The sequence below is a fragment of the Hymenobacter sp. BT18 genome (assembly GCF_012273015.1).
In the GTDB taxonomy this organism is placed as follows: domain Bacteria; phylum Bacteroidota; class Bacteroidia; order Cytophagales; family Hymenobacteraceae; genus Hymenobacter; species Hymenobacter lutimineralis.
This window is the reverse complement of sequence record NZ_CP050954.1, coordinates 3737931-3753334: the sequence shown is the minus strand read 5'-3', so window position 1 is coordinate 3753334 and position 15404 is coordinate 3737931. Positions and strand designations below refer to the sequence as shown.

12 protein-coding genes are annotated in these 15404 nt (G+C 60.6%); 6 read left to right on the top strand and 6 right to left on the bottom strand.

Features of this window, described 5'->3' with window-relative positions; all coding sequences use genetic code 11:
* Positions 1-309 precede the first annotated feature (309 nt).
* Entirely contained in the window at positions 310-2172 is a 1863-nt protein-coding gene (locus HER32_RS16135) for a DUF5723 family protein (protein WP_168682603.1), read from the top strand.
* Here HER32_RS16135 and HER32_RS16130 read toward each other — a convergent pair.
* From HER32_RS16130 to HER32_RS16120, 3 genes are all read right to left on the bottom strand, one after another.
* Positions 2169-2822, bottom strand: coding sequence for a hypothetical protein (locus HER32_RS16130; RefSeq protein ID WP_168682602.1), 654 nt, complete (start codon positions 2820-2822; stop codon positions 2169-2171). The two genes, HER32_RS16135 and HER32_RS16130, sit on opposite strands and share 4 nt — an antisense overlap.
* 182 nt (positions 2823-3004) lie before the next feature.
* Entirely contained in the window at positions 3005-4048 is a 1044-nt protein-coding gene (locus HER32_RS16125; protein ID WP_149070170.1) for a cyanophycinase, read from the bottom strand.
* A gap of 69 nt (positions 4049-4117) precedes the next feature.
* The gene (locus HER32_RS16120) at positions 4118-5179 is read right to left on the bottom strand and encodes a cyanophycinase (protein WP_232066286.1); all 1062 of its coding nucleotides are present in this window, start codon (positions 5177-5179) and stop codon (positions 4118-4120) included.
* 202 nt (positions 5180-5381) lie between these two features.
* On the opposite strand from HER32_RS16120, the gene HER32_RS16115 reads away from it, so the two are divergent.
* Complete coding sequence (locus HER32_RS16115) at positions 5382-6398, top strand: MBL fold metallo-hydrolase (RefSeq protein WP_168682600.1); 1017 nt, start codon at positions 5382-5384, stop codon at positions 6396-6398.
* Positions 6399-6478: 80 nt separating this feature from the next.
* On the opposite strand, the gene HER32_RS16110 is transcribed toward HER32_RS16115, so the two are convergent.
* Positions 6479-7918 carry a T9SS type A sorting domain-containing protein gene (locus tag HER32_RS16110; protein WP_168682599.1) on the bottom strand — a complete coding sequence of 480 codons (1440 nt, stop codon included), beginning with the start codon at positions 7916-7918 and terminating at the stop codon, positions 6479-6481.
* A 391-nt stretch (positions 7919-8309) separates the two neighbouring features.
* On the opposite strand from HER32_RS16110, the gene HER32_RS16105 reads away from it, so the two are divergent.
* The 4 genes from HER32_RS16105 to HER32_RS16090 all read left to right on the top strand — a co-directional run bounded on the left by HER32_RS16105 (position 8310) and on the right by HER32_RS16090 (position 13342).
* Positions 8310-9794 carry a sodium:solute symporter gene (locus HER32_RS16105; RefSeq protein WP_168682598.1) on the top strand — a complete coding sequence of 495 codons (1485 nt, stop codon included), beginning with the start codon at positions 8310-8312 and terminating at the stop codon, positions 9792-9794.
* Positions 9795-9847: 53 nt separating this feature from the next.
* Positions 9848-10306 carry an energy transducer TonB gene (locus HER32_RS16100; protein WP_168682597.1) on the top strand — a complete coding sequence of 153 codons (459 nt, stop codon included), beginning with the start codon at positions 9848-9850 and terminating at the stop codon, positions 10304-10306.
* Between the two features lie 281 nt (positions 10307-10587).
* Entirely contained in the window at positions 10588-12330 is a 1743-nt protein-coding gene (locus HER32_RS16095) for an ABC transporter ATP-binding protein (protein ID WP_410503880.1), read from the top strand.
* 127 nt (positions 12331-12457) lie between these two features.
* The gene (locus tag HER32_RS16090; protein ID WP_168682595.1) at positions 12458-13342 is read left to right on the top strand and encodes a DUF2911 domain-containing protein; all 885 of its coding nucleotides are present in this window, start codon (positions 12458-12460) and stop codon (positions 13340-13342) included.
* A 123-nt stretch (positions 13343-13465) separates the two neighbouring features.
* Here HER32_RS16090 and HER32_RS16085 read toward each other — a convergent pair whose 3' ends face one another.
* Both HER32_RS16085 and HER32_RS16080 read right to left on the bottom strand, forming a co-directional pair.
* The gene (locus HER32_RS16085; RefSeq protein WP_168682593.1) at positions 13466-15211 is read right to left on the bottom strand and encodes a sodium:solute symporter; all 1746 of its coding nucleotides are present in this window, start codon (positions 15209-15211) and stop codon (positions 13466-13468) included.
* Positions 15208-15348, bottom strand: a complete 141-nt coding sequence (locus HER32_RS16080) for a hypothetical protein (RefSeq protein ID WP_168682592.1) — start codon at positions 15346-15348, stop codon at positions 15208-15210. The genes HER32_RS16085 and HER32_RS16080 overlap by 4 nt, the downstream gene beginning before the upstream one ends.
* Positions 15349-15404 lie beyond the last annotated feature (56 nt).

The following is a 15404-nucleotide window of genomic DNA, read 5'->3' as shown; positions in this document are numbered from 1 at the left end:
CAATCGGCTACCTACTTCCTTCAAAAAACACTGGTAAATCCCCGTAGCTCTGCCCCGGTTTGCTGGCGGCCAGGGCTACGGGGATTTGCTTTCCGGCAGCCTGCCTTCGGCCAGCAGTGGTCTGAAGCTGGGTGGTCCTGATAGAAAACAGCAGTGCCAAAATACCCACATCCGGGTATTGTAGCTGCTGAGTTGGCCTCGCATCTTGCTAAGCTTAAACTGCTAGCAAATCACTACGCTACCAGGCGGTTGGCTTTTTGCCGGCCGCCTGTTCCTTTTTGCTTCGCTCCTCCCTCCTATTACCTGCCTATGCAACTTTCTACCCGTCTGACGCTTATCCTGGGCCTGGCCCTCTCTACCCCGGCCCTAAGTCAGCCCACGCTCAGTCCGGCCCACGGCAACTACCACGGCCTGGGCGAAGTGCTCTGGAACCCAGCCACCGTGGCCGACAGCCGCTACCTGTTTCAGCTGCAGCTTTTTTCCCTGGATGTCACGGCCTCCAACACGGCGTATGCCTACACCGGGCCCTGGTCGCTGAAAAACCCGGGTAGTGGCCTGGAATTTTCCCCCGAGTACCTCACCCTGCGCAACGACAAGCCCCGGCATTTGGTGGGGCTGGGCCTCGATGCCCGCGGCCCCGGCCTACAGGTGCGCCTGAATGCCAACAACGGCCTGGCGTTTCAGACCCGGGTGCGCACCGCTTTCCAGGGCAATGCCGTGTCGGCCTCCTTGCTGCAGGATGCCGTAAACGAGTTTGAGGGCGTGCGCCGCTCCGATGATAATACGTTCAATTTCAACATGAACGCCTTTGCGGAGTGGAACCTGACTTACGGGCGCACAGTCATCAACGACGAAGCCCACTTTCTGAAAGCCGGAATTACGCTGAAGCGGCTGATTGGACTGGGGGCCGCCTACATACAAAGCCGCCAGCTCGACTACGAGATATTGCCTGATAACGCCACTACCGGCGACACGGTGCTGCGCCTGCACCGCTTCGAGGGGGGTGCGGGCTTTTCCAACCCCAGCGAGCTGGCTAACCTGGACCTGAACACGGCCCGGCGCTGGCTCACGAAAGGCTCCGGCCCCGGCAGTGGCTGGGGCGCCGACCTGGGGGTAGTGTACGAGTTCCGGCCCGACCATGCCACGTACTACTACACCACCAAAAAGGGCGAGCGGCGGCCCGACGCTTCGCGCAACAAGTATAAATACCGCGTATCGGTGGCCCTGACCGATATTGGTGGCATCCGCTACCGCACCAACGCCGCCGCTTACGACGTGACGGCCTCGAACCTGGGCGTCAGCCAGGCTGATCTGGAGGGCATCGACGAAAACAACGTGGAGGAGCGGATTCGCGCTATCCTGCGCACCGACCGCTACGAGGAGCAGACCAGCTTCCGGATGGGCTTGCCCACCACCCTGAACGTGGACGTGGACTACCACCTAAGCTGGAAGTTTTACCTCAACGCGGCCGTGCGCCAAAACCTGCGGGGCCGCTTTGCCCCCGGCATGCGCACGTTCTCCTATGCCTCGGTCACGCCCCGCCTGGAAACCCGCTGGCTGGAAGTGGCTACGCCCGTGCTGCTCACCAATAACTACCGCACGGCGGCTTTTGGGGTATCGGCGCGGGCAGGAATCTTCCTGCTGGGCACCAACGACCTGGGCTCCCTGCTGGGCGGTAAAAACCGGATGGGCAGCAACGTGTATTTCGGCGTTTCGCCCCTGAGCTGGGCCAACTGGCGGCCTTCGGCTAAATCCCGCAAGAGCAAGGTCAGCAAGGTGGCGCCGGCCCTCAAGCAGCCGGTACCGCCGCCTGCCACCCCGGCAACTAGCACCCCTGCAGCGTCCGATTCCCTGGCATCTCCTTCCCCGGCGCCCGCACCAGCCGATTCCCTGGCGGCTCCGGTTTCTGCACCGGTTACCGCCCCAACGGACTCGCTGACGACGCCAGCAGCTGCCCCCGCCACTGCTCCAGCAGATTCCAGCGCTACGCCCGCCGCTACGCCAACGACAGTACCTGCCACCCCGGTTACGCCGGCTCAACTCAGGTTTCCTTTTTTCCTTCCCGGCCGCTATACGGTGCTGCCCCGGCAATATTGCTTCTTAACCCGGCACTGGTCCGACCAGTACGCTGCCTGCTTCCGGGGGCCGCGGCACAGCCCCGTTGGCAGCTAGAAACCGGCGTACAAGCTCAGGCCAAGCCACACCAATGCCCCAATGCAGCCTAGCACCAGGATATTGCGCCCGTGCTGGCGGTCGGAGGCGGTGAAGGCGGGCCGCTGGGAACCATCGTGCAGCTGTTTCTGGTGCGAATAGAGGTGCCAGCCGATGAACACCGCCAGCAGCCCGCCCAGCAAGGCCATCAGATAGCCCGCCAGAATCCAGGCCCGCTGGCTTTCCTCGGGGCGGGCCAGCACCTGCAGCCGGTTGCGGCGCAGCAGCCTCACCACGTCGGCCGATACATCGTGGCCCCGCTCGCGCAGTAGCTGGCGGGCCAGGGTCACGTCAAAGCTGCTCCACTCATCGGCTTTGGTCAGCACCTCAAACAGTTCATCCGTGCTGAAAGCCAGCAGGTAGTAATCGGGAGCGAGGGTATCGGCCTGGGGTTGGTTGGCTGCTTCTTCCAGGCGGCGTACCGTTTCAAAGTCAGCCGGGTAGAGTTTTACTTCCAGTCGCGGGTTGCTGGCGGCATGCCCGAAGTTGACATCGAAGGGCGGCCGGTCGTAAACCGTTTCAAACGGAATCTGGTGCTCCCGCAGCAGGGCTAATAACGGGTAGGCGGCTCCGGCCGTGGGAAAGGCCTGATAGGTGCGTAGCTCTGCCATAAAGAATAGAACAGGAAGCTAGATACGAAATTTCCGGGGCGGATAAAGCACAAGGGGAGGCAGCTGAGGTTAATTTACCCCAACTGCCTCCCCTTGTCTATCAGCGACCTACCGGCTTATTGCCGCGCCGCACTGCCGCCCGTGGCGCGCGGTGTGGCTAAACAGTCCGCCGACCCGGCGTCCTAATAGGAAACGCCCAGGGTGCCGTAGCTGGCATAGTAGTACTGGCTACTGCCGCCCGTGCCGCCACTCCACGTGCTTACATTGTACGTACCCGTCCCGGTGCTGGTGCCCACCACTTTGTACACGCGCACCGCCTGCTTGTTGCGGTACCAGTCCAGCGAAGAGCCGCTTACGCACCGCTCGGGGGTGTAGGAGCTGCCATTCTGCTGCAGGAAGAAAGCTGTGCCCGTCCCAAACACCTTGGCCGTGCCGTTGGGCTCCACGCAGACGGCCGTTTGCTCGTCTACCCCAATGCCCCGGGGCACCACGCCGTAGTCCTTGCTCATCCGGGCCAGAAAGGCCAGCAGCCGCCCACGCCGGTCGGGGTTGTTGAAGTGGGTGTCGGTGATGGTGTTGGTTAGATTCGGCTGGCTCAGAAAGTCGTTTCGGCCCAGCGTAAGCAGGGAGTTGTATGGATTCGTCAGCGCGGCGGCCGAGGTAATGGTGCCGTTGATGGCGGAGAAGTAGGTGGCCCCCATAATGGCACATCCGGCGGAGGTGCCGCCAATGGGCACCTGCTTGGTGTTGCGCAGGTAGTTGAGCGCCTCCTCCACTTTCGTGTCTTTCCAGTAGTTGACGTAGTTGGCCTGGTCGCCCCCGGCAATGAAGACGGCCTCCGCCCCCCGGATCTTGGCTTCCACCTCCGGGTCGTTGGCCAACGTGCGCGAATTCAATAGCAACGTTTCCACTGAGTTCACCGACCCGAGCCCGTAGAGGTAGCTGTTGTAGGCATCGGTGCCCGTGGCGCGCAGTACCACCACGTCGCCTCCGCCCGCCTTGGCAAGCATCCAGCGCATGGCCGCATCCACATCGGTGCCCCCACCCATCAGCAAGGTGCCGCCGGTGGTAGTGCGGGTTACGTCAGCAGCGTCGCCCACGAGCCCAAGGGAGCCAGTAGCATCCGCGGAAGCGGTAGCCGCGGTAATGGGCCGGACCAGGTCGGGCGTGTGCTGGCAGGCGGCCAGTCCCGTAGTCAGGGCCGCCAGAAACAGGGTACGCATCATGCTCATCAGCAAAGGGTAAGAATAAAAGAAAAAGCCCAGGCGGTTGCCTGGGCCTGTACATGCACTAGTTTAATTCGCGTAGAACTTGCCGCGGTCGACGTAAAAAAACTGGCTGGTGCCGCCGCTTCCGTTTTGCCAGGTGGTGAGGTCGAAGGTACCCGTGCCGGTGGCCGTACCAGGTACCACGTAAGCCTTCACAGCTTGCTTGTTGCGGTACCACTGCAGGCGCGTGCCACTTATGCAGGTTTCGGGGGTGTTGGTGGCGCCGTTTTGCTGCAGAAAGTAGGCCTTACCCAAGCCAAACACTTTGGCCGTGCCGTTGGGCTCCACGCAGACGGCCGTCTGCTCGTCTACCCCAATGCCCCGGGCCCCGGAGGTGGCGTTGTCTTTGTTGATACGGGCCAGGAAAGCTACCAGCCGCCCGCGCCGGTCGGGGTTGTTGAAGTGGGTGTCGGTAATGGTGTTGGTCAGCCAGGGGTTGTCCACGAAATCGTTGCGGCCCAGGGTGACCTTGCTCACGTAAGGGTTGCGCAGCGCTTCATCGGACGTGACGGTGCCGTTGAGCGCGGCGAAATAGTCGCGGCCCATAATGGCGCAGCCGGCGGAGGTGCCGCCAATGGGTACTTGCTTGGTGTTGCGCAGGTAGTTGAGCGCCTCCTCCACTTTCGTGTCTTTCCAGTAGTTGACGTAGTTGGCCTGGTCGCCCCCGGCAATGAAGACGGCCTCCGCCCCCCGGATCTTGGCTTCCACCTCCGGGTCGTTGGCCAACGTGCGCGAATTCAATAGCAACGTTTCACAAGAGTTGACGCCGCCTAGCTCGGCAAATACGTACGGATTGTAGGCATCGGTACCGGAAGCCCGGATAACCAGGAAGTCGCCCCCGCCCGCTTTGCTGATCATCCAGCGCATGGCGGCGTCTACCTCCACGCTACCGCCCATCAGCACGGTTCCGCCGGTGGTGGTAGCCGCAACATCGGCCGGGTCGCCGGCCAGGCCGAGGGAGCCGGTAGCGACGTGCGCAACGGGCGGAGCGGTAGGTGCCACCACGGTACTTTCAGTTTGGCAAGCCACCGTTGTAAGCAGCAGTGCGCCGGTTCTCAACAGCAAGGAGGGGAAGTAGATCATGGGCATAATCCTACAGGAAATGATACGAGTCCGTCAACTGCCATCCGCGGCTAGGCTGAGGCCGGCGTAGGGTGAGCGGAAAAGTAGAGAAATTTCTACGGGAAGAAGTATAGTTTTTCGGGCAATTTTTCAATTCCCGGGCAAACCAACGCTACGCTCATGCCGCCGTTTGGAAATTCATCCAAAGAAAATGGCACTTTTGCCGTCTATGGCCTCTACTCCCCGCTACGTCCGCAACGCTGCCCTGCCTACCATTCTGCCCAAGTACCCCGGCAACAAGATGATAGGCCGCCAATACTGCAACGGGGAGGAGCTATACGAGCCGGATTTCGGCACGGTCATTAAATGGCAGCTAAGCAAGAACCCCCAGAAAGAAGAAAAGAAAGCAGACACCTGGGCACCCGCCGTGGTCGACTGCTCGGCGTTTCTGGCCGGTGCGGAGGAAGGCTTGGTGTGGCTGGGCCACGCTTCGTTTCTGCTGCGCGTGGCCGGGCGCACCCTGCTCTTCGACCCGGTGCTGTTTTCCTCCTTCGGCCTGCGCCGCCGCCACCCGCTGCCCTGCCCCCCCGAGGCCCTGACCGGCATCGACTACCTGCTGCTCAGTCACGGCCACCGCGACCACCTGGATGAGCAGTCGGTAAAGCTGGTGGCCCGCCGGAACCCCCAGCTGCTGGCCTTGGGCCCTCTGAGCCTGGGTGGACTGCTGCAAGGCATGGCCCCCACGCTACGGGTGCAGGAAGCCGGCTGGTGGCAGCAGTTTGATCTGGGCCCGGAAGCGTCGTTTGAGCTGTTCTACCTGCCCGCTTCGCACTGGCACCGCCGCGGCCTTACGGATATGAACCACGTACTTTGGGGCTCCTTCCTGCTGCGCCGGCCCGATGGCCGCACCTTCTACTTTGCCGGCGATACGGCCCTGGGCGGGCACTTCGAGCAGATAGAAAAGCACTTCGGCCCCCTGGATGTGGTGCTGATGCCCATTGGTGCCTACAAACCGGCCTACATGATGCAGCTCAGCCACGTAAACCCGCACGAGGCCGCCAAGGCCGCCAACATCCTCCGCGCCGGCCACGTGGTGCCCATGCACTACGGCACCTTCGACCTGAGCGACGAGCCCGCCTCGGAGCCCCTGCGGGAGCTGGAAATGGTGGCCCACGGCGGCATGCTGCGCGGGGAACTGCACGCCCCGGCCGTGGGCGAAGTACTGCCCTGGCAGGACTGGGAGTAGCCGGGCAACAATCCGCTGTAACGTCAACGGGGCACATCTTACCAGATGCGCCCCGTTGACGTTATGGGTGAGTGCCGGCGTTACTCGCGTACTATACGCTGCGTTACGGTGCCTTCGCTCGTACGCAGACGGAGCAGGTATACCCCGCTGGTCAGCGCACTTAGGTTGAGCTCGTGCGTCGCCACCCCCTGCCGGGGTACGAGCTGCATTGTCTGTACCACTTTGCCCAGGCTGTTGATCAGCTCCCCCTGCACGGGTGCGTGTTTGGCCGACCAGGAAGCCAGACTCAGCTGCACCTTACCGCTGGTGGGGTTGGGATAAACCTGCAGGGCGCTGGTTGGCAAAGCGGCCACGCTGGCAGCGGCCGTGACGACAGCAAAGTCTTTGAAGCTGGTTTTCGTTTGGTTGACAAAGCCGCCCTGAGCGTTTTGGTAGATCTTGTACACCGACGCTTTCACGTCGGTGTTGCTGTTGTAGGCAAGGGTGTAGCTGCTGCCGGAAGTCTGCATCCAGGCATTGGCAGTCCACCGCTCATAAGTATTCCCCAGGTAGTTGTTGTATTTGTCGTAGCGCTGGGCGCTGCGCAGGCTATTCTGCCACTGGCTGTCCAGGAAGTTCTCGGTCAGGCGCTCATAGCCCAGGCTGCTCCCGGAGCCGCTGCCAAATACTGTAGTAACGCGGTTGGTGGGCGTCCAGGTGTTGTTCGCCCAGTTGGAGCCAATGGAGGAGGTCATCCGGTTACTGGCATCCCAAACGATGTTATCTATCTTGGAAGCATCAGCGTAGCTGTTTTGATTCCAGACTTGGTACAGCTGCTCGGAGTAGTTTTTGGAGGTAGCATCAGCGTAGGTGTATACGTAGCGGCGGGCCGGCACAGTAGCATCGGCGGCCATGCCGTACTGCCATTCGTCCACCGTTTTTTCCGTGATATTCCCGGCACTGTTGTAGGAATAGGCATTGCGCACGTGGTAATAGGTCTGCCAGGCATTGTTTTCCCATACCTGGTAGTGTTCATTGGTGCTATTGCCGTAGTAATCGTATTGCTGCTTATCCTGGTAGTCATTTTGCCAGGCCCCGTTCGTCCATTTCTGCTGCAGGAAGTCGGTATAGCGGTTTTTGTCGTCGTAGGCTTGCACGTACTGCACCTCGTTCTGCCAGCGGCCATTCACCCACGCTTCCCGTAGATACTTGGTCACGTACCCATTGCTGTTGCGGGTATATTGCCCCCGGGAAACGGCCTGGCTCGTGGCCGAATCCACCGTCAGTATCCGGTCCAGGTACCCCTGGCTGGTGTACGTGATGGTGGATTTGGTGGGCTGGGCAGACCAGTTACCCGTGGCAGCATCCCAGGTGTAAACTATGCGGGTACGGGCGACCTGCTTTTCCGTGGCAGACCGGGCAAGAGCGCCAGGGCCGGCCGGTTGTTCCTGCCCAAGTAAATGGGCGGCGGGGCGGGTAGGCTGGGCCCAGGCAACGGCCGGCAGCAACAATACCAGAAGGGAGTAGAGGTGTTTTTTCATATGCTATAGCTGAAGATGAAGCACTACTGAATTGCCGCTATATTTCTGATGCAGGTATACAATAAGATGATAGAAGCAATAGGGCCTAAAATTGTGCGTTTTCAAATGCATAAACTAGGCGCCGCTTTCTTTTCCCCGAAAGAGCTTAGTAAAACCCGGCAATTTGCTATAAGCTTTCCTCCTGTGCTTTTTGCCAGGCCTACTACTCCCGTCCCGTGGTGCGGCGGGTGGTACGCTGGCAGGACCGGGAGTGAGAAAAAAGCTGTTAGCTATTAGCCGATGGCTGTTAGCTTTGGTAGTTGTTGGTGGCTTTATCCAAGCTACTCGGTGCCATCTGGCAGGCTCGAACGAAAAGCCCAACCGCCATCAGCCAAAAGCTAATAGCCCAACCATGTCTCCTACCCTCGTGCTTAGCCTGATTGCGGGCTACTTCGTTGTTCTCATCATCATCTCAATTCTGACCTCGCGCAAGGCCACAAGCGAGTCGTTCTTCATTGCCAACCGCAACGCGCCCTGGTACATGGTGGCCTTTGCCATGATTGGCACCTCCCTGTCGGGCGTCACGTTTATTTCCATTCCCGGCATGGTGGCCTCCCAAAGCTGGAGCTACATGGCCGTGGTGCTGGGCTACATTGTGGGCTACCTCGTCATTGGCACCGTGCTCATGCCGCTCTACTACCGGCTGCGGCTGGTGAGCATCTACACCTACCTGGAGCAGCGGTTCGGGTTCTGGAGCTACAAAACCGGGGCATTGTTTTTCCTGATTTCCCGGGCTGTGGGCGCGGCCTTCCGGCTGTTTCTGGTGGCGGGTGTGCTGCAGCTGGCCGTGTTCGATGGGCTGGGCGTGCCGTTTGCCGTCACGGTCACCATCAGCATCTTGCTGATTTACCTGTATACCTTCCGCGGGGGGCTCAAAACCATCCTCTGGACCGATACTTTCCAGACCATGGCCATGTTGCTGTGCGTGGGCGTGAGCATCTACCTGATGGCCGATGAGCTGAACCTGGGCTTTGCTGGCCTGGTGAAAACGGTGAAGGAAAGCACCATGTCGCAGATTTACTTCTCCGACCCCAAGGACGACAAGTTCTTCTGGAAGCAGTTTGCCTCGGGCGCCTTCATCACCATCGTCATGACGGGCCTCGACCAGGACATGATGCAGAAAAACCTGAGCTGCCGCTCCCTGCCCGATGCCCAGAAAAACATGTTCTGGTTTACGCTGGCCATTGTGGTGGTGAATGTCTTCTTCCTGTCGCTGGGCGTGCTGCTCTACCAGTTTGCCGCCGCCAAGGGCATTCAGTTGCCTACCAACCCGGCTACCGGCAAGGTTATCGGCGACAATGTGTTTCCGCTGCTGGCCACCAACCACTTCTCCCTGTTTGCGGGCATCGTGTTCATCCTGGGCATCATTGCCGTCACCTACGCCTCCGCCGACTCGGCCCTGACGGCCCTCACTACCTCGTTTTGCGTGGATATGCTCGACATCCAGCAGTACGACGAGCAACGCCAGAAGCGGCTGCGCCACCTCACGCACTTCGGCTTCAGCATCGTGCTGATCATCATCATCCTGATTTTTCGGGCCATCAACGACCAGAGCGTTATCACCTCCGTGTTTAAGGCGGCGGGCTACACCTACGGCCCCCTGCTGGGGCTGTTTTCCTTTGGCATCTTCACCCGCCGGGGCCTGCACGACCGGCTGGTGCTGCCCGTGTGCGTAGCGGCTCCGCTCCTGACGTGGTTTATCAACGAGCACTCCGAGACGTGGTGGGGCTACAAGTTCGGCTTTGAGATTCTGATGCTTAACGGGCTGATTACCTTCCTGGGGCTGCTGGCCATTTCCCGCCCCCGCACGGCCGCCGAATTGAACCCCGCCGGGTAGCCCGCGGTTAGGGTAAGCGGTGTACCTTTGCACTCCTTATTGCCCTGTTTGCCATGAAACATCTGTTCTTCATCTTGTTGCTCGTAGCTTCGGCCCAGGTGGGCCGGGCCCAGCAAACTACGGTGCTGAAACCCGGCCAGCGGGGCGTGCCGCGCCACTCCTCCGCTAACCGGCCCGATGTATTGCCCAAGTTCCCGGGCGGGGCCGAGGCCCTGGGCGAGTTTCTGCAAATGAACATCCAGTATCCAGAAGCTGCGCGGACCAAGGGCGTTACCGGGCAGGTGCTGCTGGGCTTCCGGGTGGAGGCCGATGGGCGCGTGACGGATCCGCACATCATTCAGGGTCTCACGCCGGAGTGCGACGCCGAGGCCCTGCGCGTGCTGCAGATGATGCCCGCCTGGCTGCCAGCCAAGCGCAAGGGCGAAACCCTGGCTATGCCAGTGCAGCTGCCCTTCACCTTCGGCTCGGCGGCCAACCTGGAAATTGAAAAGGGTAAAGTAAAATTTGAGTAAACGAGTCTTTAGAACCTAGAAGGGAGAAGCTAGAACCTAGATGTGAGACCTTAGAAGTGCGACACCCGAAGTGAGACGCTGGTGCTTAGCGGCAGTGCCCCACTCAAAAATCTCCCTTCTAAGTTCTCTGTTCTAAGTTCTCAGTTCTCCTATCTAAGCTCTAACACAGTAGAATGGCAGCCAGAAGCGGAATGAATACCAGTGGCCAAACGGGGGTCGATGTCCCCAAGGTCAAGCTTACGAAAGAACATTTTGAGCGAGGCCTGCGGATATTCCGTTTTGTGCTGCCGTACAAGGTTCCCTTTATAGCGGGCCTGCTGCTGCTGCTGCTCAGCAGCGTTTCCACGATGGTGATGCCCAAGATGCTAGGCTACCTCGTCAATATCGCCAACCACCAGACCAGCAAGCTGCCGGCCTTCGTGCCCTCTACTATCACCGGCATTGCGGCGGTGCTATTTGGCGTGGTGCTGCTGCAGGGCATTTTTTCCTTTTTCCGGATTTACTTTTTCTCGCGGGTAAGCGAGTTTACGGTGCGCGACATTCGCCGCACGCTCTATCAGAAGCTCGTCACGCTGCCCATTCCGTTTTTTGAGCAGCGCCGGGTGGGCGAAATCACCTCCCGTCTGACTTCTGACGTGGCCAACATCCAGGATACGTTTACGCTTACGCTGGCGGAGTTTATCCGGCAGATTCTAACCCTGCTGGCCGGTGTGGGCTTCATTATGTGGCAGTCGTGGCGGCTGTCGTTGTTTATGCTGGCCACGTTTCCACCCCTGGTGCTGCTGGCCTTTTTGTTTGGGCGCAGCATCCGCAAGCTTTCCAAGCAAACCCAGGATGAGCTAGCCAAAACCAACGTCATTGTGGAGGAAACGCTGCAGGGTATTAGCTCCGTGAAGGCTTTTACCAGCGAGCTAAACGAGGTAGCCCGCTACGGCACCGGCCTGAGCCGCACCGTGCAGGCTGCCCTAAAATCGAGCTTGTACCGCGGGGGCTTCGTGTCCTTTATCATCGTGGCCATCTTTGGCGGCATCTTTCTGGTGCTCTGGCGGGGCGCTACCTACGTGGAGCTGCCCCTCACCGACCCCCGTCACCTGGATATGGGCGACCTGGTTGCGTTCATTCTCTACACCATGTTCATTGGCGCCTCGGTAGCCGGGCTGGGGGAAATGTACGGCAAGATTCAAAGCAGCCTGGGTGCCTCGGAACGCATCCTGGAAATCCTGGATGAAACCTCCGAGCCCGTGCACCAACCACGCTTGGCCGGCACGCCGCCCCTGCGCCTGCACGGCAACATTGCGTACGACCACGTGGAGTTCCGCTACCCCACCCGCCCCGATCTGCCGGTGCTTAAGGACATCAGCTTTAGCATCGAAGCTGGAGAGAAGGTAGCGCTGGTAGGGCCTTCGGGCGCGGGCAAAAGCACCATCGTGCAGCTGCTCATGCACATTTACGAGCTCAGTGGGGGTCGCATCAGCATCGACGGGCACGACATTAACTCCCTGGACCTGACCGAGCTGCGCCAGCACATCGGCATTGTACCCCAGGAAACCATGCTGTTCGGCGGCACCATCCGCGAAAACATTCTCTACGGCCGCCCCGGCGCCCCCGACGCCGACGTTATCGACGCGGCCCAGCGGGCCAACGCCTGGCAGTTCATCAGTTCCTTCCCCGAGGGGCTGGATACGGTAGTGGGCGAACGGGGCGTGAAGCTTTCGGGTGGGCAGCGCCAGCGCGTAGCCATTGCCCGCGCCATCCTGAAAAACCCCGCCATCCTGCTCCTCGACGAGGCCACCTCTGCCCTCGACTCGGAAAGCGAAAAGCTAGTACAAAGCGCCATGGATGAGCTCATGCAGAACCGCACCAGCATCATCATCGCGCACCGCCTGAGCACCATCCGCAAAGTGGACAAAATCCTGGTTATCGACGGGGGCCGCATCGTGGAGCAAGGCTCCCACGAAGAACTCAGCGACAACGAAAACGGCCTCTACGCCAATCTGCTCAAGCTCCAGTTTGAGCTTAGCTAAATCCGGCATCTGCTTTTCGCAAAGCAGATGCCGGATTCTTGTTGGCGGCTTTGTGGTGTTATAGCTTTTGTGGCACCCCGAAAGCCGTACTTTTACCACACGTATCAACCCCACTTCACCCGTTTCCATGTACGCTATTTCCCGTAACACTTTGCTGGCCGGCACTGCCCTGGCTGGCGCGTTTGTCCTGACTATTTCCTCGGCCCAGGCCCAACTGAGCACGCCCGCCGCTTCGCCCAAGAGCACCGTGCAGCAGCGCGTAGGCCTCACCGACGTAACCATCACCTACTCCCGCCCCAGCGCCAAAGGCCGCGCCGTCTTCGGGGGGCTGGTGCCTTTCGACAAACGCTGGCGCACCGGCGCCAATGCCACCACCAGCATTAAGTTCTCGGACGAGGTAACCATCGAAGGCAAGAAAGTGCCGGCCGGTGAATACGGTATCTACACCATCCCCAAAAAGGGCGAATGGATTGTAGTGCTCAACAAAAGCACCAAGATGGGCGCCGACGTGGACGCCTTCAAGGACGACGAGGACGTGGCTCGTTTCACGGTGAAAACCACCAAGCTGCCCGCCAAAGTCGAAACCTTCACCATCAACTTCACCGACCTCACCCCCGCTACGGCCAACGTGGCCCTGGAGTGGGAACTGACGGGTGCCAAGTTCAAAATATCCTCCGATGTTGAGTCGAAGGTAATGGCGCAGATCGACGAGAAAGTAGTGAAGAACGCCTCGCCCAACGCCAATGACCTGGCCGCCGCCGCCGCGTACTACTACGACAACAACAAGGACCTGAAGCAGGCCCTGGCCTGGCTACAAAAGGCCAACGCCACCGACCCCAAGTTCTGGAACGTGCACACGGAAGCCAAGATTCGCCTGAAAATGAAAGACTACAAAGGCGCCGTAACGGCCGCTGAGCAGTCGAAAAAGCTGGCCCTCGACGCCAAAAACAACGACTACGCCGTGATGAACGACCAGTTGATGGTGCAGGCCAAAAAGGAAGGCAAGCTCTAATCCAGCTACCACTATCCTGACAAAAAGCCCACAGACTACCTAGTCTGCGGGCTTTTTCATGCCTGGAAACTGCCCGGCATGATCATCAGTCTGGAAGCATAAACCACCGACCTGGCGCCGTTATCAATTCGGCTGGCTTCCTGTATCCGCCGGAGAGAGAGGCCCACTTGAGCTGGAAGATGAAGTCCGCTCCAGCAGTTCGGCCAGCCCCATCACCAGAAAGCAGCCCAGCACGTTGTACCACAGGTAGGCAATATCAGTGAGCCAGAAGGCCAGCAGCGTGGCCACCTGCGTTATCATTGCCGCCCAAAACACGGCCCGGCCGTGCACGTGCTTCTGAAAGAAGGCCACCGCGAAAATGCCCAGGATGGTCCCGTAAAACAAAGACCCCAGGATGTTCACGGCCTGAATCAGGTTTTCCATGCGGGCCGCGAACAAGGCAAAGCCCACCCCCAGCAGCCCCCACCCCACCGTGGCCCCGCGCGACACGCGCACCAGGTGCTTATCGGTGCAAAGGGCCAGCGGGCGGCGCGTGAACGGGCGGTACAGGTCGATGACGGTAGTGGAACCGAGGGAGTTAAGGCCGCTGCTGGCGCTGCCCAGGGCGGCACTCAGCACCACGGCCAGCAGCAGTCCCACTACGCCCTGGGGCAGGTAGCGCAGCACAAAGCTCAGGAACACGTAGTCGGTGTCTTTCGCGTCGGCGGTGGGGGCGGTGCGCTGGACCAGGGCTTTCCAGTCGGTGCGGAGGCCGGCGGCGGCGGCCTGGGTGGTTTGCAGGCGCTGCTCAGCCTGGGCCTGCGAGGGCGCATCCTGGGCGTGGCGGGCGGCTACCAGGGCCGTGGCGGCTTCCTGCTGGGCCTGCTGCACCTGGGCGTATTCCTTTTCCAGGCGCGTCATTTCGGGGGCGGCGGCGGAGCTCAGGCGTACCTGCTCGTACACCGGCCGGTTGAAGGACAGCGGGGCGGGCTGAAACAGGTAGAACACGAACAGCAGCACCCCAATCAGCAGAATTCCGAACTGCATGGGCACCTTCACCAGCCCGTTCAGCAGCAAGCCCAGCCGGCTTTGCGTAACGCTTTGCCCCGACAGATACCGCTGCACCTGGCTTTGGTCGGTGCCGAAGTAGGACAGGGCCAGAAACAGGCCGCCCGTCATACCGGTCCAAAAGTTGTAGCGGTTTTCCCAGTCAAAGTTAAAATCGACCAGGTTGAGCTTGCCCATGCGGCCGGCCACGTGCAGGGCATCGGTGAAGCCCACGCCCGCCGGCAGGTAGTGCACCAGCAGGTAGCCCGCCACCACCATGCCGGTGAAGATAACGGCCATCTGCCCTTGCTGCGTGACCGTAACAGCGCGGGTGCCTCCGCTCACTGTGTAGGTAATCATGACCGCGCCCAGCAGGCAGACCGTGAGCGTGGTATCCCAGCCCAGAATGGCTGACAGTACCAGCGCCGGGGCGTATAAGCTCAGGCCGTTGCTGAAGCCCCGCTGCACCAGAAACAAGCCCGCCGCCAGCGTGCGGGTGCGCCTATCAAAGCGGGTTTGCAGGAACTCATAGGCGGTGTATACGCCCAGCCGGCTGTAGATGGGCACGGCCACTACCGCAATGAGCACCATGGCCAGCGGCAGCCCGAAGTAGAACTGGATAAAGCGCATCCCGTCGGCGTAGGCCTGACCGGGCAAGCTCAGAAACGTGACGGCCGAGGCCTGGGTGGCCATAATGCTCAGCCCCACGCCCCACCACCGCGCCTGCCGCCCGCCCAGCAGATAGCCATCCAGGGAGTTGCCCGCCCGCCGGGTGCGCCAGGTGCCGTAGCCCACAATAAACAGCAGCGTGCCACCCAGCACCAGCCAGTCGAGGAAACTCATGGGGCGAAGCTGCGGGTGAGGTAGGTGAAGAAGGCCACTTCTACCGCCAGTGCCCCCAGCACCAGCCAGTACCAGGCCCGCCACGAAGGCAGCAACGGCGGTTTATCGGAAGGTGGCGGCATTGGCGAAACGGGCATGAGTGGAGCTTTGCGGTGTTCCCCTCCTTTTTGAAGGAGGGGTGCCCGAAGGGCGG